The sequence below is a fragment of the Elioraea sp. Yellowstone genome (genome assembly GCF_006704265.1).
Lineage (GTDB): Bacteria > Pseudomonadota > Alphaproteobacteria > Acetobacterales > Acetobacteraceae > Elioraea.
In genome coordinates, this window is record NZ_VIKA01000067.1 from 1 (window position 1) to 17353 (window position 17353).

Here is a 17353-nt window from a genome sequence, read left to right on the forward strand (position 1 = left end):
CCGTGCCGCCGCTCGCCGGCGCGTTGCGGCTCACGGCGGAGCCAGCTCCCGGCGATGCCGCGGCCCTCGCCGGCCTTGCCTGGCCGCTCGCGGGCGTGGCGGATCGCTACCGGCACTTCCTCGCCGTCTGGGCCGGGGCCGGCCTGGCACCGGCTCCCGAGCCGCTCACCGCGCTCGTCGCGCGGGTGCTGCTGATCCACGACTACCGGCGCGCGGTGCTGCGCGACCCGCTCCTGCCGGCCGCGCTCCTGCCCTCCGACTGGCCGCAACCGGCGGCGCGCGCGTTGTGCGCCCGGATCTGGCGCCGTCTTCTGGAACCCTCGGAAGCCTGGCTCGATGCGCACGCGATCGCCGAAGGCGGGGCTCTGCCCGCACCCGACGCGGCGCTCGCGGCTCGCTTCGCCGATCTCGCCGAGGCGTGAGGCCACCACATATTACGGAACTTGTCGGACGGCGCCGTTTTCCGTTATATATCGTCCCGGAACGAGGGGAGGGGCGCGATGTACACCCAGGCGCTGAACCAGCCCGAGACCGGTCCGAACGCTGCCGAGGACGCCGCGCGGCTCGCGCGCTTCGAGGCGCGCATCGACGCCGAGGAGCGGATCGAGCCGAACGACTGGATGCCGGAGGCCTATCGGCGCACGCTGATCCGCCAGATCAGCCAGCACGCGCATTCCGAGATCGTCGGCATGCTGCCCGAGGGCAACTGGATCACCCGTGCGCCCTCGCTGCGGCGCAAGGCGGCGCTGCTCGCCAAGGTGCAGGACGAGGGGGGGCACGGCCTCTATCTCTACGCCGCCGCCGAGACGCTCGGCGTCACACGTGAGGAACTGGTCGCGCAGCTCCTCTCGGGCCGGGCGAAATACAGTTCGATCTTCAACTACCCGACGCTGACCTGGGCCGATATCGGCGCGATCGGCTGGCTGGTGGACGGGGCGGCGATCATGAACCAGATCCCGCTCTGCCGCACCTCCTACGGTCCCTACGCGCGGGCGATGATCCGCATCTGCAAGGAGGAGAGCTTCCACCAGCGCCAGGGCTACGAGATCATGCTGACGCTGTGCCGCGGCACGCCCGAACAGAAGGCGATGGCCCAGGATGCCCTGGACCGCTGGTGGTGGCCGGCGCTGATGATGTTCGGCCCGCCGGATTCCGAGAGCGCGCACACCGCGCAGTCGATGCGCTGGAAGATCAAGCGCTTCACCAACGATGAGCTGCGCCAGCAGTTCGTCGATGCCACCGTGCCGCAGGGCCACTATCTCGGCCTGACCTTCCCCGATCCCGAACTCCGCTTCGACCCGGCGACCGGCCACTGGCGCTTCGGCGCGATCGACTGGGAGGAGTTCCGCCGCGTGCTGGCCGGCGACGGCCCCTGCAACCGCGAACGGCTGGAGACGCGCCGCCGCGCCCATGACGAGGGCGCCTGGGTGCGCGAGGCGGCGCTCGCGCACGCCGCGAAGCGCCGCGCCCGCGCCGCCGCGCAGAAGATCGCCGCGGAGTGACGGCCATGACCGAGACGCCGATGCCGCTCTGGGAGGTGTTCATCCGCGCGCGCACGGGGCTTGCGCATCGCCATGTCGGCAGCGTGCACGCCGCGGATGCCGAGATGGCGCTGCAGGCCGCGCGCGACACCTACACCCGCCGCGGCGAGGGCCTGTCGATCTGGGTGGTGCCCTCGGCGGCGATCACCGCCTCGGACCCCGCCGACAAGGACATGCTGTTCGAGCCGACCGCCTCGAAACCCTATCGACACCCGACCTTCTACACGGTGCCGGACGAGGTCGGACACATGTGATCCGGCCGCCGCACCGGCCCCTGCCGGCCGCCAAGAGGGGACCCGCATGACATGACGACGATCGCTGTCGCCGAGACCGCGCTCACCCTCGGCCTGCTGCGCCTCGCCGACACCGCGCTGGTGCACGCGCACCGGCTGTCGGAATGGTGCGGGCATGCGCCGATGCTGGAGGAGGACCTCGCCCTCGCCAACATCGCGCTCGACCTGATCGGCCAGGCGCGCGCGCTCTACACCTACGCCGCCGAGATCGAGGGTGCGGGGCGGACCGAGGACGACCTCGCCTATCGGCGCGATGCGCCGCAGTACCGCAACGTGCTGATGGCGGAACTGCCGAAGGGGGACTTCGCCTTCACGATCCTGCGCGCCTTCTTCCTCGCCGCCCAGGCCGAACCGCTCTGGCGGGCGACCGCCGCGTCGCGTGACGCCACGCTTGCCGCGATCGCGGCCAAGGCCGCGAAGGAGGCGGCGTACCACCTCCGTCACGCCGGCGAATGGGTGATCCGGCTCGGCGACGGCACCGCGGAGAGCCGCCGGCGCATGCTCGATGCGTTCGCCGTGCTCTGGCCCTACACGGGCGAGCTGTTCGAGGCGGACGCGGCCGACCGCGCGCTGATCGAGGACGGCATCCTGCCCGATCCGGCCGTGCTGCGCCCGCAATGGGACGCGGCGGTGGATCGCGTCTTCGCCGAGGCGGATCTCGCCCGTCCCGCCGATCGGTGGATGCAGTCCGGCGGACGGTCGGGGCGGCACACCGAACATCTCGGCCACATGCTGGCGGTGATGCAGCACCTGCCGCGCGCCTATCCGGGGGCAACATGGTGAGCGAGGCGGACCGCGATCGCGCGGTCGCGGCCGCTCGCGGGGCGGCCGCGCGGGTGGTGGATCCCGAAATCCCCGCGCTGTCGATCGCCGATCTCGGCGTGCTGCGCGAGGTGCGGCTCGGCGCGGACGACGTGATCGAGATCGACATCACGCCGACCTATTCGGGCTGCCCGGCCATGCGGATGATCGCGCTGGAGGTGGAGGCGGCGGTCGAGGCGGCAGGTCTCGGCCGGCCGCGCGTGAACCTCGTCCTCGCGCCGGCCTGGACCACCGACTGGATCACGCCGGAGGGCCGCGCGGCGCTGCGCCGGTCGGGCATCGCCCCGCCGGTCGCGGGCGGCGGGCGGCGCGCGCTGTTCGGCGCCGACGAAACCGTGGCCTGCCCGCGCTGTGGCGCGACGGCGACCGAGAAGCTCTCCGAGTTCGGCTCCACCGCCTGCAAGGCGCTCTGGCGCTGCCGCGCCTGCGGCGAGCCGTTCGACTACTTCAAGTGCCATTGAGGGGGGCGTGACCATGAACGCGGTGACCGGCACCCGCTTCCACCCGCTCAGCGTCGCGGCAGTGGAACGGCTCACCGACGAGGCGGTCGCGGTCACGCTGCTGCCGCCTCCCGAACTCGCCCCGCTCTACCGCTTCCTGCCCGGCCAGTACCTGACCGTGCGGCGCGTGATCGACGGCGAGGAGGTGCGGCGCAGCTATTCGATCTGCGCCGGCCTCGACGACGGCGCGCTGCGCATCGGCATCAAGCGCGTCCCCGGCGGGCGGTTCTCGGGCTGGGCCACCACCGCGCTCGCGGCGGGCGACGTGGTCGAGGCCATGCCGCCTGAGGGCAGCTTCGTCTTCCGCCCGGACGCGACGGCGGCGCGCACGGTGGTGGGCATCGCGGCAGGTTCGGGGATCACGCCGATCCTCGCGATCGCGCGCACCCTGCTCGCGCGCGAACCGCAGAGCCGCTTCGTGCTGCTCTACGGCAACCGCAGCACGGCCGACGTGATGTTCCGCGCCGCGCTCGACGACCTGAAGGATCGCCATCTCGCCCGCTTCACCGTGCTGCACGTGCTCTCGCGTGAGGCCTCCGAGCTCGCCGCGCTGCACGGGCGCCTGGACGAGGCACGCATCCGCGCGCTGCTGCCCGGGCTCGCTCCGCCGGGCGCGATCGCCGCGGCCTATCTCTGCGGCCCGGCCGGACTGCCGGAGGCGGCGACTGCCGCGCTCCTCGGCCTCGGCGTGGCCCCGGCGCGGATCCATGTCGAGCGCTTCACGCCGGCCGAGGGTGCGCCCATCCGCCCGCCGGAGCGTGCGGCGGCCGATGCGCCGACGGTGGCCCGGCTGCGCCTCACGCTCGACGGCACGACGCGCGAGGTGCCCATGGCGGAGGGGGAGACCGTGCTGGAGGCGGGGCTGCGTGCCGGCATCGACGTGCCCTGGTCCTGCCGCGGCGGCATGTGCTGCACCTGCCGCGCGCGCGTCACCGCGGGCGCGGTCGAGATGGACCACAACTACTCGCTGCAGCCCTGGGAGACCGAGGCCGGGTTCGTGCTGACCTGCCAGAGCCGGCCTAGGACGCCCCTCGTCGCGGTGGACTACGACGCGGTCTGACCGCCGGCGCGGCTCGCCGGAGTGCGGCCTCCGCGGCCCGCCTGCCGCCCGCCGCGGCCCCGCCGGCCGCCTCGCGTGCTCCCAGCACGACCATGCGGGCCGCCAGCGCCGCATACTCGACGCGCGTCATCGCGCCGTCCTCGCGGAACCAGAGGAAGGCCCAGTTCAGCATCCCGAACAGGCTCATCGTCAGCGGCTTGAGCAGGCGTCGGTCCCCGGCGAGCCGGGGCTCGACGGCGGTCAGCGCCTCGGCGAAGAGGGTGACCAGAACGCGCTCCATCTCCTTCAGCTCGCGCTGCACCGGACCGGGCAGGAGCCGCAGATGCGCGACCTGCACCTGGTGCTCGGCATCCGCGTCGCGATAGGCGGCGAGCAGCGCTGCGGCCATCTCGGCGAGGCGTCGTTCGGGCGCGCGCCCGTCGGGGGTGGCCGCCGTGGTCACCACCTCGATCAGCTCGGCGAGATGGCGGCGGATGATGTCGGCCAGCACCGCATCCTTGTCCGGGTAGTAGTGATAGACCAGCCCCTTCGAGACTCCCGCCGCGACCGCGATCATGGCGAGCGAGGTGCGGTCGTAGCCGTGGCGGGCGAACAGCGGTGCCGCGGTGCGCAGCAGGTGGCTGCGCTTGGCCTCGTAATCGGCCGCGCGCGTGCGCGCCACCGCCCTAGTCCTTCGCCCTGAGATCGACCACGCGCCAGGCCTTGCCGGTCGAGCGTTCGATCGCGCCCGGATCGACCACATCGATACCGGCGGAGACGCCGATCACGCTCTTGATGTGGTGGGCGAGTTCCTGCGCCAGGGCGAGGCGCTGCGCCTCGCCCGCGACTCCGGGCTCGGCCTCGACCCGCACGGTCATGGCGTCGAGCCGCCCCTCGCGGGTGAGCACGAGCTGGTAGTGCGGCGCCAGTCCCTCGACGCGCAGGATCTGCTCCTCGACCTGCGAGGGGAACAGGTTCACGCCGCGCAGGATGATCATGTCGTCGGACCGGCCGGTGATCTTCTCCATCCGCCGCATCGTGCGCGCCGTCCCGGGCAGCAGCCGCGTGAGGTCGCGTGTGCGGTAGCGCACCACCGGCAGCGCCTCCTTGGTCAGGGTGGTGAGCACCAGCTCGCCCCGCTCGCCGTCGGGCAGCACGCGCCCGGTCTCCGGATCGATGATCTCCGGGTAGAAATGATCCTCCCAGATGTGCAGCCCGTCCTTGGTCTCCACGCACTCGTTGGCAACGCCGGGGCCGATCACCTCGGAGAGCCCGTAGATGTCCACCGCGTGCATGTCGAAGGCCTCCTCGATCTCGGCGCGCATCGCGTTCGTCCACGGCTCGGCGCCGAAGATGCCGACACGCAATGAACTCGCGCGCGGATCGCGGCCCTGGCGGCGGAACTCGTCGAGGATCGCCAGCATGTAGGAGGGTGTCACCATGATGATGTCGGGGCGGAAATCCTCGATCAGCGTCACCTGGCGCTCGGTCATGCCGCCGGAGACCGGCACCACCGTGCAGCCCAGGCGCTCGGCGCCGTAATGCGCGCCGAGCCCGCCGGTGAACAGGCCGTAGCCGTAGGCGACATGCACGATCATGCCGGGCCGGCCGCCGGAGGCGCGGATCGAGCGCGCCACCACCTCCGCCCAGGTCTCGATGTCGCGCGCGGTGTAGCCGACCACGGTAGGCTTGCCGGTGGTGCCGGAGGAGGCGTGGATGCGTACCACGCGGTCGCGCGGCACCGCGAACATGCCGAAGGGATAGGTGGCGCGCAGATCCTCCTTGGTGGTGAAGGGGAACCGGGCGAGGTCCTCGAGACGTCTGAGGTCGTCGGGATGCGTGCCGGCGGCATCGAAGCGCGCGCGGTAGTGCGGCACGTTGTCGTAGGCGTGGCGGAGCGACCAGCGCAAGCGCGAAAGCTGCAGCGCCGCGATCTCATCGCGGCTTGCCGTCTCGATCGGGTCGAGCTCGCCGGGCCGTGGCGCAAGTCCCGCCCGCTTGCTCGAACCTCCGCTCATGCGTCCCCTCCCTTCGCTGTCATGGTGTCGTCCTGCGCTTTCGTGATCCGCCCGCCGATCGTGCGCGAATGGCCGCGGAACAGCGCGATCACCGCCCCGGTCTGGTCGCGCACCGTCACGTCGGTGACGCCGGAGCGGCCGAAGCGCACCGTCTCCACCGCCTCCGCGATCAATCGCATGCCGAGCCGCGCGGGTCGCACATAGGTGATGGCGCAGTGGGCGGCGACCGTGCGCTCGTCGGTCCAATTGCAGGCGAAGGCGAAGGCGCTGTCGGCCAGCGCGAAGATGAAGCCGCCGTGGCAGATGCCATGCCCATTCACCATCGCCTCGGTGACGGCCATCGACAGCACGGCGCGGCCCTCGGCGACGTGATCGAGCGACATGCCGAGGCCGCGCGAGGCGTGATCCTCGGCCCACATGGCGGCGGCAACGGCGGCGGCACTCATGCGCGGGCCGTGAAGCGGGGGGCGCGCTTCGCGAGGAAGGCCGCGACGCCTTCGGCATAGTCGGGATGCGCGCCGGCGGCGCGCTGCAGGTCGCGCTCGCGCGCGAGCTGCGCCTCGAGTGTCGCGGCGGCGCCGTCGGCCAGGGCCGTGCGGGTGGCCACCAGCGCCGCGGTCGGTCCGGCAGCGAGACGCTCGGCTGTCCGCGCCGCCTCGCCGGCGAGCGCGTCGTCCTCCATCACCGCCCAGATCATGCCCCAGGATGCCGCCTGGTCGGCCGTGACCGGATCGGCGAGCATCGCCACTGCGCGCGCGCGCGCCGAACCGATCAGCCGTGGCAGGTGCCAGCTCGCGCCGCTGTCCGGAACCAGCCCGATCCTCGCGAACGCCATCAGGAAGCGCGCCGAGCGCGCGGCGAGCACGATGTCGCAGGCGAGCGCCAGGGCTGCGCCCGCCCCGGCGGCGATGCCGTGCACGGCGGCAACCGTCGGCACGCCGAGCCCGGCCAGCCTGCGGATCAGCGGGTTCCACCCCTCCTCCAGCACCCGGCCGAGATCGGTCTCGCCGCGCACGGCATCGAGATCCTGTCCGGCGCTGAAGGCGCGGCCGGCGCCGGCGAGCACCACCGCGCGGCACGACCGGTCCTGCTCCGCCTCGTCGAGCGCGGCGGCGAGCGCGGCCTGCATCGCCGCATCGAAGGCGTTCAGCCGATCCGGCCGGTTCAGCACGAGGCGGCGCCAGCCGGGATGGCGCTCCACCAGCACGGTCTCGGTCATCCTGCGTTTCCTCTCCGTCTTCGCGTGCGACGGCGATCCTCTTGCATTTCACCGGCCGTCCGTTCAATTATTCAGGGGCCGAGGCCGGCGTCAACACCGCCCGGCGGGAGGGGAGGAGATGGCGGACTTCTTCGCCGCGCATCGTGCCACGCTGGACGCCGCGATCGCCGCCTGCCGCACGCGCGGCTACTGGAGCGCGTATCCCGAGACGCCGTCGGGCCGCATCTATGGCGAGGATGCGCGCGAGACGGGCGAGGCGGCGTTCAAGGCCCTGCTCGGCAAGCCCTTCCCGCTCGATCAGGAGTGCGAGGGCGCGCCGATCGGAGCGGAGGTCTCGCCCTACGGCTTCCCGCTCGGCATCACCTATCCGCGCCGCGAGGTCGCGACCCTGATCGCCGCCGCCGGGCGCGCCGGGGCGGCCTGGGCGGCGGCGATGCCGCACACGCGGGCCGGGGTGGCGCTCGAGATCCTGGCGCGCCTCAACCGCGACTCGTTCCTGATGGCGCACGCGGTGCAGCACACCACCGGCCAGGCCTTCGTCATGGCCTTCCAGGCCGGCGGGCCCCATGCGCAGGATCGCGGTCTGGAGGCGGTCGCCTACGCCTTCGACGAGATGACGCGCATCCCGCACGCGGCGCGCTGGGAGAAGCCTCAGGGCAAGGCGCCGCCGGTCCTGCTCGCCAAGGAATGGCGCATCGTGCCACGCGGCATCGGGCTCGTCATCGGCTGTTCCACTTTCCCGACCTGGAACGGCTATCCGGGGCTGTTCGCCTCGCTCGCCACCGGCAATGCCGTGATCGTCAAGCCGCACCCGAACGCGATCCTGCCGCTCGCGCTTGCCGTGCGCACCGCACGCGCGGTGCTGCGCGAGGCCGGCTTCGACCCGGACGTGGTGCAGCTTGCCCCCGACACCGCAGAGGCGCCGATCGCCGCTGCCCTCGCCACCCATCCCGCGATCGGCATCGTCGATTACACCGGCAGCCCGGCCTTCGGGCGCTGGCTGCGCGCGCATGTGCGCGATGCAGCGCTGCACACCGAGGAGGCCGGGATCAATCCGGTGGTGATCGCCGGCAGCCCGGACTTCCGCGGCATGTGCGCGAACCTCGCGTTCTCGCTGGCGCTCTACTCCGGGCAGATGTGCACCGCGCCGCAGAACCTGTTCGTGCCCGCCGAAGGGGTCGCCACCGACGAGGGCATCAAGAGCTTCGATGCGATCGCCGTCGGCATCGCTACGGCGATCGACGCCCTGCTCGCCGATCCGGCGCGCGCCGCCGGCGTGCTGGGCGCGATCGCGAGCCCGGCCACGCTCGCGCGCATCGCGGCGGCCCGCGGCCTGGGGCGGGTGGTGCGCGACAGCGCGCCCCTGCCGGACGCAGGGGCGGCGCGCACGGCCACGCCGCTCCTGGTTGCGGTCGAGGCCGAGGACGAGGCCGCCTATCTCGAGGAGCGCTTCGGGCCGATCGCCTTCCTGATCCGCTGCCGCGACGCCGAAGACGCCCTCGCCCGCGCCGCCGCGTCCGCGCGCGATCGTGGCGCGATCACCGCCGCGCTCTACGCCACCGAGGAGGGGTTCATCGCCCGTGCGGCCGAAGCCTTCGCCCGCGCCGGCGCGCCCCTGTCGGTGAACCTTACCGGCGGGATCTACGTCAACCAGTCCGCGGCGTTCAGCGACTACCACGTGAGCGGGCTCAATCCCGCGGGCAATGCCTGCCTGACCGACAGCGCCTTCGTCGCCAACCGGTTCCGCGTCGCGGCCGTGCGACGGCCGATCGCGGCATGAACCAAGACAGCACGGAAGGGAGACAGACGATGTCCAGGAGACTGTTCGCAGCCCTGCTGGTCGGCGCCGCGGCGCTGACATTCGGCCCGTCGCCTGCCGGGGCGCAGGCGCCGATCCGCATCGGCGCGGTGCTTTCCGTGACCGGTCCGGCGTCGTTCCTCGGCGATCCCGAGGCGCGCACGCTGCGTCTCTATATCGACCGCATCAACCAGGCGGGCGGCGTGCTCGGCCGGCGCCTCGAGCTCGTGCTCTATGATGACGGCGGCGATGCCAACCGCGCCCGCACCTTCGCCACGCGGCTGGTGGAGGATGATCGCGTCGTCGCCATGGTCGGCGGCACCACCACCGGCACGACGATGGCGATGATCCCGGTGTTCGAGGAGGCGCGCATCCCCTTCATCAGCCTCGCCGGCGGCATCGAGATCATCGAGCCCGTCAAGCCCTTCACCTTCAAGACGCCGCACACCGACAAGATGGCGTGCGAGAAGATCTTCGAGGACCTGAGGAAGCGCGGCCTGACACGGGTCGGCCTGATCAGCGGCACCGGCGGCTTCGGCGCCTCGATGCGCACCCAGTGCCTGCGCGTCGCCCCCGCCTTCGGCATCACGATCGTCGCCGACGAGCGCTACGGTCCGGGCGACACCGACATGACGCCGCAGCTCACGCGTATCCGCAACGCCCCGGGCGGCGTGCAGGCGGTGGTGAACGCCGATTTCGGCCAGGGACCGGCGATCGTGACGCGCAACTTCGCCCAGCTCGGCTTGGGCGTGCCGCTCTACCAGAGCCACGGCGTGGCCTCGCGCAGCTTCATCGAGCTCGCCGGCCCCGCCGCCGAGGGCGTGCGGCTGCCCGCGGCCGCGCTGCTGGTCGCCGAGCAGCTTCCGGACAGCGACCCACAGAAGCGCGTGGTGATGGAGTACAAGCAGCTCTACGAGAGCACGCAGAACCAGCCGGTCAGCACCTTCGGCGGCCATGCCTATGACGGGCTGATGATCCTGATCGAGGCGATCAGGCGCGCCGGCAGCACGGACGGCGTGCGCATCCGCGACGCGGTCCGGCAGACGCGCGGCTTCATCGGCACCGGCGGCGTGGTGAACATGAGCGAGACCGACCACATGGGCCTCGATCTGTCCGCCTTCCGGATGATCGAGATCCGCAACGGCACCTGGCGCCTGCTCGACTGACCTGGGCGGGGCGCCGGCGGCGCCCCGCTCTCCCGCGCCGACGATGGACCAGCTCCTCCAGTTCGTCTTCTCCGGCCTGACCGTGGGCGCGGTCTATGCCCTGGTCGCGCTCGGCTTCACGCTGATCTACAACGCCTCGGACGTGATCAACTTCGCCCAGGGCGAGTTCGTCATGCTGGGCGGCATGGTGACGGTCTTCGCGGTCGCCGCGGGCATGCCGCTGCCCCTGGCCGCGCTGGTCGCGATCGCGGTCGCCGTCGCCACCGGGCTCGCGCTGCACCGCCTCGCGATCGAACCCGCGCGCGGCGCCTCGGCGGTGACGCTGATCATCGTCACGATCGGCGCCTCGATCCTGATCCGCGGTCTCGCCCAGATGGTGTTCGACCGGCAGTTCCATGCGCTGCCCGCCTTCACGGGCGAGGAGCCGATCCGCGTGCTCGGCGCCTCGATCCTGCCGCAGAGCCTCTGGGTGCTGGGCGGCGCGGCGGCGATCGTGCTCGCGCTCTGGCTCTTCATGGAGCGCACCCTGCTCGGCAAGGCGGTGCGGGCGACGGCGGCAAACCGCCTGGCCGCGCGCCTGGTCGGCATCGACACCACGCTGGTGCTGGCGCTCGCCTTCGGCATCTCGGGCGCCATCGGCGCCATTGCCGGGATCCTGATCACGCCGATCACGCTCACCAGCTTCGCGGTCGGCACGCTGCTCGCGCTCAAGGGATTCGCCGCGGCGATGCTGGGCGGGATGGGCAATCCGGTCGGCGCGGTGGTCGGCGGGCTCGCGCTCGGCCTGCTCGAGTCGCTCGCGGCCGGCTTCATCTCCTCCACCTACAAGGACGCGGTCGCCTTCCTGGTCATCCTCGGCGTGCTGTTCGTGCTGCCGCAGGGCCTGTTCGGCCGCCGCGCCGTGGAGCGGGTGTGATGGCGCCCGCGTGGCTGACGCCCCGCCGCGCGACGGTCGCCGGACTCGCGCTGCTGCTCGCCGCGCTGTGGCTGGTCTTTCCGTCCGGCTTCTACTTCCGCATCGCCACGCTGGTCTGGATCAGCGCGCTCGCCGCGGTCGGGCTGAACCTGCTGATGGGGCTCGCCGGGCAGGTGAGCCTGGGCCACGCGGGCTTCGTCGGTATCGGCGCCTATGCGGTGGCGCTCGGCCCTCGCCATCTGGGGCTCGACCTGCTGCCCTCGCTCGGGCTCGGCCTCGTGCTCGCCGGCCTGCTCGCCCTTCTCGTCGGCCGGCCGATCCTCAGGCTGCGCGGCCACTACCTCGCCGTCGCCACGCTGGGCTTGGGCATCCTGGTCTGGCTCGTGCTGAACAGCGAGGTCGCGATCACCGGCGGGCCGGACGGCATCCAGGTGCAGCGCCTCGTGCTGGTCGGCTGGCGCGTCGCCGGCGCCGAGACCTGGTACTGGATCACCGGCCTCGCGCTGGTGCTCGGCGTGCTGGTCGCGCTCAATCTCGAAGAAAGCCCGACCGGGCGCGCGCTGCGCGCCCTGCACGACAGCGAGGTGGCGGCGGCCGTGGCGGGGATCGATGTCGCGCGCGCCAAGCTCGCGGTGTTCGTCATCGCCGCCGTCTATGCCGCCCTGGCGGGCGGACTGCTCGCGCTGTTCAACCGCTTCGTCACCCCCCAGGCCGCGGATTTCCTGCACTCGATCGAGCTCGTGACGATGGTGGTGATCGGCGGCATGGGCTCCTCTCTCGGCGCGGTCGTCGGTGCGGCCGTGCTGACGATCCTGCCGCAGGCGCTGACCGTGTTCCACGACTACGAGCACGCCGTGCTCGGACTGACGATCATCCTGTTCATGATCTTCCTGCGCCAGGGGATCGTGCCGAGCCTCGCGGCGCTCTTGGCGCGGCGCGCTCCATGAGCGCGATCGCTGCCGAGGGCATCGGCATCTCCTTCGGCGGGCTGCGCGCGCTCGACGGCGTCTCCTTCGCCGCCGAGCCGGGCGAGGTGTTCTCCATCATCGGCCCGAACGGTGCGGGCAAGACGACGCTGTTCAACATCATCTCGGGGCTGTACCGGACGGGCGAGGGCCGGGTGCGGCTCGCCGGCGAGGACGTCACCGGCCTGCCGCCGCATCTTCTCGCCGCGCGCGGGCTCTCGCGCACCTTCCAGAACCTCCAGGTCTTCTTCCGCATGACAGCGGAGGAGAACGTGATGGTGGGGCGGCATCTGCGCGAGCGCCAGGGCCTGCTCGCCGCGCTCCTGCACCTGCCGTGGGTGGCGCGCCAGAACCGGGCGACGCGCGACCGCGCGCGCGAACTGCTCGCCTTCGTCGGCCTCGCCGAGCGCGCGCGCGACCCCGCCGGCAGCCTGCCCTACGGCGCGCTGAAGCGCCTAGAGATCGCGCGTGCGCTGGCCGCCGAGCCGCGCGTGCTGCTGCTCGACGAGCCTGCCGCCGGCTGCAACCCCGTCGAGACCGAGGAGATCGACCGCCTGATCGCCGCGATCGCGGAGCGCGGCACCACGGTGGTGCTGGTCGAGCACGACATGAAGCTCGTCATGCGCATCTCGCACCGCATCCTGGTGCTGAACCACGGGAGGATGCTGGCGCAGGGACGGCCGGCCGAGGTGCGCACCAATCCCGAGGTGATCGCCGCCTATCTCGGCCGGCACGGCGCCGAGGCCGCGCATGCTGCGGGTTGAGGGGCTGCGCAGCGGCTATGGCCGCATCGAGGCGGTGAAGGGCGTCGATCTGGAGGTCGCAGCCGGCGAGATCGTCGCCCTGGTCGGCGCCAACGGCGCCGGCAAGACCACGCTCCTGCGCGCGATCTCGGGCGTGCAGCCGATCACCGCCGGGCGGATCGTGTTCGACGGCGCGTCGATCGAGGCGCTGCTGCCGCATGCGCGCGTCGCGCGCGGCATCGCCCAGGTGCCGGAGGGCCGGCAGGTCTTCGCCCCGCTCACGGTCGAGGACAATCTCCGCCTCGGCGCCTTCCGGCGCGGCCGCGCCGAGACCGAGACGACACTCGCCGAGGTCTATGCCCTGTTCCCGGTTCTCGCCGAGAAGCGCGCCCTGCCGGCGGGTGGGCTCTCGGGCGGCCAGCAGCAGATGCTGTCGGTCGGGCGCGCCATGATGGCCCGGCCGCGGCTCCTGCTGCTCGACGAGCCCTCCATGGGGCTGGCGCCGCTGCTGGTCGACCAGATCCTGGAGGCGGTGGTGCGGCTGCGCGCGCAGGGCCTGACCGTGCTGCTGGTGGAACAGAATGCCTCCGCCGCGCTCGCGATCGCCGATCGCGGCTACGTGCTCGAGACCGGGCGCATCGCCCATGCCGGGGCGGGACGGGCACTTCTGGACGACCCGCGCGTCCGGGAGGCCTATCTCGGCATCTGATCTCGGATCGCCATGGTTGCGATCCGGCAAGGGGACGTGGCGGGTCTCTGCGGGGCACCCGCAGCCGCAACGTCATCGAGCGCATGGCTGCCGGCGGAAGGGGCCGACGGCGACCGCACGTTCCTTCGGGCATGCCGCGGCGCGACACGACCGCCTTGCCGCAACCTCCCCCGCGGCCGTTCCCGTCGCCGCCATCGCGGCATTCCGGTCGCGAGCCGGATCCTAGGCGCCGCGCACGCGCGCGCGCAGCAGGTGCTTCTGGATCTTGCCCGTGGAGGTCTTCGGGATCTCGGCGAACACCACCGTGCGCGGCACCTTGAAATGCGCGAGGCGATCGCGCGCGAAGGCGATCAGCTCCGCTTCCGTCGCGCTCGCCCCGGGCTTGAGCTCGACGAAGGCACACGGGCTCTCGCCCCATGTCTCGTCCGGCCTGCCGACCACCGCCACGGCAGCGACCGCCGGGTGGGCGTAGAGCGCGTCCTCCACCTCGATGGAGGAGATGTTCTCGCCGCCCGAGATGATGATGTCCTTCGAGCGGTCCTTGAGCTGGATGTAGCCGTCTTCGTGCATCACCGCGAGGTCGCCGGTGTGGAACCATCCTCCCGCGAAGGCCTTGGACGTGGCCTCCGCCTCCTTCAGGTAACCCTTCATCACCACGTTGCCGCGCATCATCACCTCGCCGAGCGTCGCGCCGTCGGCGGGCACCGGCGCCATGGTCGCGGGGTCGAGCACCGCCAGCCCCTCGAGCGCGAGATAGCGCACGCCCTGGCGCGCCATCAGCGCCGCCTGCTCGGCGATCGGCCGCGCGTTCCATTCCTCGTGCCACTCGTTCACCACGGCCGGCCCGTACACCTCGGTGAGCCCGTAGACGTGGCAGACCGCGAACCCGGCCTCGCGCATCGCGCGCAGCACCGCCTCGGGCGGCGGGGCCGCCGCCACCAGGAAGGTCACGCCGTGCGCGAGCGCCCGCCTCTCTGCCTCCGGCGTGTTCAGCAGCGTGGCCATCACGATCGGCGCCCCGCACAGATGCGTCACCCCCTCCTCGGCCATCAGCCGCCACATCTCGGGCCCGCGCACCGCGCGCAGGCAGACATGGGTTCCCGCGAGCGCGGTGATCGTCCAGGGGAAGCACCAGCCGTTGCAGTGGAACATCGGCAGCGTCCAGAGATAGACGGGATGGCGCGGGATCGCGGCCGAGAGCACGTTGCCGATCGCGAGCAGATGCGCACCGCGATGGTGGTAGACCACGCCCTTCGGCCGCCCCGTGGTGCCGGAGGTGTAGTTCAGCGCGATCGCGTCCCACTCGTCCGCCGGCATCGGCCAGGCGAATCCAGGATCGCCGCCCGAGAGGATCGTCTCGTAGTCGGTGCCGCCCAGCGTCTCGGCCCGCGCAGCCGCCGGGGTGGTGTGGTCGTCGACCTCGATCACCGCCGGCCGCGCCCTGGTGAGGGCTAGGGCGGCACGCAGCAGCGGGACGAACTCGCGCTCGACGATGATCGCCTTGGCCTCGCCGTGCTCGAGGATGTAGCCGATCGTGGCCGCGTCGAGACGGGTGTTGATCGTGTTCAGCACCGCGCCTGCCATCGGCACGCCGAAATGCGCCTCCAGCATCGCCGGCACGTTCGGCAGGAGGGCTGCCACCACGTTGCCGCGGCCGATCCCGCGCTGCGTCAGCGCATGGGCGAGCCGCACGCAGCGGTCGCGCAGGTCGCGATAGGTTCGGCGCAGCGCGCCGTGCGCAACCGCGACACGGCCCGGAAACACCGATGCCGTCCGTTCGAGGAACAGGAGCGGCGTCAGCGGCTGGAAGTTCGCCGGGTTGCGCGCAAGCGCCGGATCGTCGTTCGCGGCGGCCATGGATCCTCCCCTTGCTCAGACGGCGCAGAGCCTCACGCAGAGGGCGGGGCGGAGGCAAGCAGCCGGTCGGTCTCGGACTCGATCGCGGTCTCGAGCCGGGCCAGCATCTCCGCGCGCGCAAGCCCGGGCGGGATCGGCGGCAGCACCGCGACCGTGATCGTGCCGGCGCGTTTGCGGAAGGCGCGCCGGCCCCAGGAGAGCCCGGAATCGGTCGCGACCGGGATCACCGGCAGGCCCGAACGCGCGTAGAGGGCGGCGATCCCCGGCTGGTAGGGCCGGCGCGTGCCAGGAGCCGTGCGTGTGCCTTCCGGGAAGATCACGATCTGCCGCCCCTCGGCGAGCGCCGCCGCGCCCGCACGCATCAGGTGGCGCATCGCCGCCGGCCCGGCGCCGCGATCGACCCCGATCATTCCGGCCGCGCGCGCGTACCAGCCGTAGAGCGGGATCCACAGCAGCTCGCGCTTCAGCACATAGGCCGGGCGCGGCAGCAGCACGAACCAGACGATCGTGTCGAAGGCGGACTGGTGCTTCGCCGCGATCAGCGCCGGCCCGGCCACCGGCAGGTGCTCCGCCCCCGTCACGCGCAGGCGGATCCCGACCGTCAGCCGCAGGAGACCGAGCACCCGCTCCGCCCACCACGCCAGGATCGCGAGTCGTCCGGCCCGGTCGAGCAGCGGCACCAGCGGCAGGCACGCCAGCGCGGCGGCTGCGGTGAAGGCGAAGAACAGCAGGTTGAAGAGGAGCGAGCGCAGGATGGTCACGGCGGCACGGGGTCCGGGGGCGCGAGGCCCGCGAGGGCGGCGAGCAGCTTCATGTATTCGGCGATGGCGATGCGCAGCGCGTCCGGCCGCCGCCACCAGCCGGGGGTCCGGAACGGCGCGGGGGTCACCGGATGCGCCATGAGGCGCGCTTCGGGCAGCGCGCGGCGCAGCATCACCAGCGCGCGCGGCATGTGATAGCCCGCCGTGACGACCACGAGCGTGGTGAGCCCCTGCGCGCGGGCCCACTCCGCCGCCTCCTCGGCATTCCCGCGCGTCGAGGCGGCGCGCCGGCCGAGCGTGATGCGCGGAGCAAGCGCGGCCGGGTCGATGCCGGGCGGCCGTTCGAGCGCGGCGAGCGGCGCGTCGTGGTGCACGCCGGAGACGAGCAGCCGCGCCTCTGGATCGGCCGCGAGCAGCCGAAGCCCCTCGGCGACGCGTCCCTCGCCGCCGGTGAGCACGACGATGCCTGCGCCGGCAGGTGCCGGGCCGGCAGGTGCCGCCGGGATGCGCGCGAGGAACAGCACGAAGCCGACCGCGGGCGCCGCGGCGAACACGGCAGCGGCGAGAGCGAGGCGCCGGACGCGGCGCCGGCGGGGAGGGGAGCGCTGCGACATCGGCGGGCCTGCTCTACTCGTGGTGACCGGGCCTCGCGGTCGAGGCGCCGGCTTCGGCGAGGCTGGCACGGCCGGCCGCCGCGGGGCAAGGACGGGGCTTGCGTGCCCGCGCAGGCTCGGCGACACATGCCCGCCGTCCCGTCCCCAGTCGGCCCGGAGGATCGCCTCGATGCCGCGGATCGCCTGCCCGAGCTGCGGCGCGCGCTACGATGTCGCCGCCGGCATGATCGGCCCGGCGGGGAAGAGCGTGCGCTGCGCCCGCTGCGGCCATGTCTGGCTCGCGCGGGCGGAGGGCGAGGCGCCGGCCGAGCGGCCGGCGCAATGGCCGGAGCCGCCACCGCCGCGGGTGCGCGACGTGACCGAAGAGGAGCCGCCGCGACGGCGTGCAGCAC

Annotated in this window: 20 protein-coding genes; 13 read left to right on the top strand and 7 right to left on the bottom strand. The window is 72.7% G+C overall.

From position 1 onward, the window contains the following. From FK498_RS10830 to FK498_RS10855, 6 genes are all read left to right on the top strand, one after another. Positions 1–422 (top strand): PaaX family transcriptional regulator C-terminal domain-containing protein (locus tag FK498_RS10830; protein WP_304598714.1); only part of this gene is annotated, 422 nt, incomplete at its 5' end. Positions 423–500: 78 nt separating this feature from the next. After that, positions 501–1502 carry a 1,2-phenylacetyl-CoA epoxidase subunit PaaA gene (gene paaA, locus FK498_RS10835; RefSeq protein WP_141854417.1) on the top strand — a complete coding sequence of 334 codons (1002 nt, stop codon included), beginning with the start codon at positions 501–503 and terminating at the stop codon, positions 1500–1502. A gap of 5 nt (positions 1503–1507) precedes the next feature. Continuing rightward, positions 1508–1795: a 1,2-phenylacetyl-CoA epoxidase subunit PaaB gene (gene paaB / locus FK498_RS10840; protein WP_141854419.1), complete on the top strand. Its 288-nt coding sequence runs from the start codon at positions 1508–1510 to the stop codon at positions 1793–1795. A gap of 51 nt (positions 1796–1846) precedes the next feature. Further along, positions 1847–2617, top strand: a complete 771-nt coding sequence (gene paaC, locus FK498_RS10845; RefSeq protein ID WP_141854421.1) for a 1,2-phenylacetyl-CoA epoxidase subunit PaaC — start codon at positions 1847–1849, stop codon at positions 2615–2617. Beyond that, positions 2611–3117 carry a 1,2-phenylacetyl-CoA epoxidase subunit PaaD gene (paaD, locus tag FK498_RS10850; protein WP_141854423.1) on the top strand — a complete coding sequence of 169 codons (507 nt, stop codon included), beginning with the start codon at positions 2611–2613 and terminating at the stop codon, positions 3115–3117. The genes paaC and paaD overlap by 7 nt, the downstream gene beginning before the upstream one ends. Positions 3118–3130: 13 nt before the next feature. Continuing rightward, complete coding sequence (locus FK498_RS10855; RefSeq protein ID WP_141854444.1) at positions 3131–4216, top strand: 2Fe-2S iron-sulfur cluster-binding protein; 1086 nt, start codon at positions 3131–3133, stop codon at positions 4214–4216. Here the strand turns inward: FK498_RS10855 and FK498_RS10860 are convergent. Genes FK498_RS10860 through FK498_RS10875 form a run of 4 tightly spaced genes read right to left on the bottom strand, consistent with a single transcriptional unit; the run spans position 4176 to position 7432 of the window. Beyond that, positions 4176–4877 (bottom strand): TetR/AcrR family transcriptional regulator, encoded by a 702-nt coding sequence (locus tag FK498_RS10860; RefSeq protein WP_141854425.1) that lies wholly within the window; start codon positions 4875–4877, stop codon positions 4176–4178. The genes FK498_RS10855 and FK498_RS10860 overlap by 41 nt on opposite strands. 4 nt (positions 4878–4881) lie before the next feature. Next, positions 4882–6213, bottom strand: a complete 1332-nt coding sequence (paaK, locus tag FK498_RS10865; protein WP_141854427.1) for a phenylacetate--CoA ligase PaaK — start codon at positions 6211–6213, stop codon at positions 4882–4884. Then, complete coding sequence (paaI, locus tag FK498_RS10870) at positions 6210–6659, bottom strand: hydroxyphenylacetyl-CoA thioesterase PaaI (RefSeq protein ID WP_202614819.1); 450 nt, start codon at positions 6657–6659, stop codon at positions 6210–6212. The genes paaK and paaI overlap by 4 nt, the downstream gene beginning before the upstream one ends. Further along, positions 6656–7432 carry an enoyl-CoA hydratase-related protein gene (locus FK498_RS10875; protein ID WP_141854429.1) on the bottom strand — a complete coding sequence of 259 codons (777 nt, stop codon included), beginning with the start codon at positions 7430–7432 and terminating at the stop codon, positions 6656–6658. The genes paaI and FK498_RS10875 overlap by 4 nt, the downstream gene beginning before the upstream one ends. A gap of 118 nt (positions 7433–7550) precedes the next feature. On the opposite strand from FK498_RS10875, the gene paaN reads away from it, so the two are divergent. The 6 genes from paaN to FK498_RS10905 are packed head-to-tail and all read left to right on the top strand — an operon-like array spanning position 7551 to position 13729. Beyond that, positions 7551–9212 carry a phenylacetic acid degradation protein PaaN gene (gene paaN, locus FK498_RS10880; protein ID WP_141854431.1) on the top strand — a complete coding sequence of 554 codons (1662 nt, stop codon included), beginning with the start codon at positions 7551–7553 and terminating at the stop codon, positions 9210–9212. A gap of 29 nt (positions 9213–9241) precedes the next feature. Beyond that, positions 9242–10396, top strand: a complete 1155-nt coding sequence (locus FK498_RS10885) for an ABC transporter substrate-binding protein (protein WP_141854433.1) — start codon at positions 9242–9244, stop codon at positions 10394–10396. Between the two features lie 43 nt (positions 10397–10439). Next, entirely contained in the window at positions 10440–11312 is an 873-nt protein-coding gene (locus FK498_RS10890; RefSeq protein ID WP_141854435.1) for a branched-chain amino acid ABC transporter permease, read from the top strand. Next, entirely contained in the window at positions 11312–12259 is a 948-nt protein-coding gene (locus FK498_RS10895) for a branched-chain amino acid ABC transporter permease (protein WP_141854436.1), read from the top strand. Before FK498_RS10890 ends, FK498_RS10895 begins: the two co-directional genes overlap by 1 nt. After that, entirely contained in the window at positions 12256–13041 is a 786-nt protein-coding gene (locus FK498_RS10900) for an ABC transporter ATP-binding protein (protein WP_141854437.1), read from the top strand. Before FK498_RS10895 ends, FK498_RS10900 begins: the two co-directional genes overlap by 4 nt. Continuing rightward, positions 13028–13729, top strand: a complete 702-nt coding sequence (locus FK498_RS10905) for an ABC transporter ATP-binding protein (RefSeq protein ID WP_141854438.1) — start codon at positions 13028–13030, stop codon at positions 13727–13729. Before FK498_RS10900 ends, FK498_RS10905 begins: the two co-directional genes overlap by 14 nt. Positions 13730–13951: 222 nt before the next feature. On the opposite strand, the gene FK498_RS10910 is transcribed toward FK498_RS10905, so the two are convergent. The 3 genes from FK498_RS10910 to FK498_RS10920 are packed head-to-tail and all read right to left on the bottom strand — an operon-like array spanning position 13952 to position 16961. Continuing rightward, positions 13952–15586: an acyl-CoA synthetase gene (locus FK498_RS10910; RefSeq protein ID WP_141854439.1), complete on the bottom strand. Its 1635-nt coding sequence runs from the start codon at positions 15584–15586 to the stop codon at positions 13952–13954. A gap of 32 nt (positions 15587–15618) precedes the next feature. Further along, a complete protein-coding gene (locus tag FK498_RS10915) occupies positions 15619–16347 on the bottom strand; it encodes a 1-acyl-sn-glycerol-3-phosphate acyltransferase (protein WP_141854441.1) in 729 nt (242 codons plus the stop codon). After that, positions 16344–16961: a YdcF family protein gene (locus FK498_RS10920; protein ID WP_141854443.1), complete on the bottom strand. Its 618-nt coding sequence runs from the start codon at positions 16959–16961 to the stop codon at positions 16344–16346. Before FK498_RS10920 ends, FK498_RS10915 begins: the two co-directional genes overlap by 4 nt. Before the next feature lie 169 nt (positions 16962–17130). Between FK498_RS10920 and FK498_RS19295 the strand changes: the two genes are divergently transcribed. Further along, on the top strand, positions 17131–17353 hold a 223-nt coding region (locus FK498_RS19295; RefSeq protein WP_202614820.1), incomplete at its 3' end, for a zinc-ribbon domain-containing protein.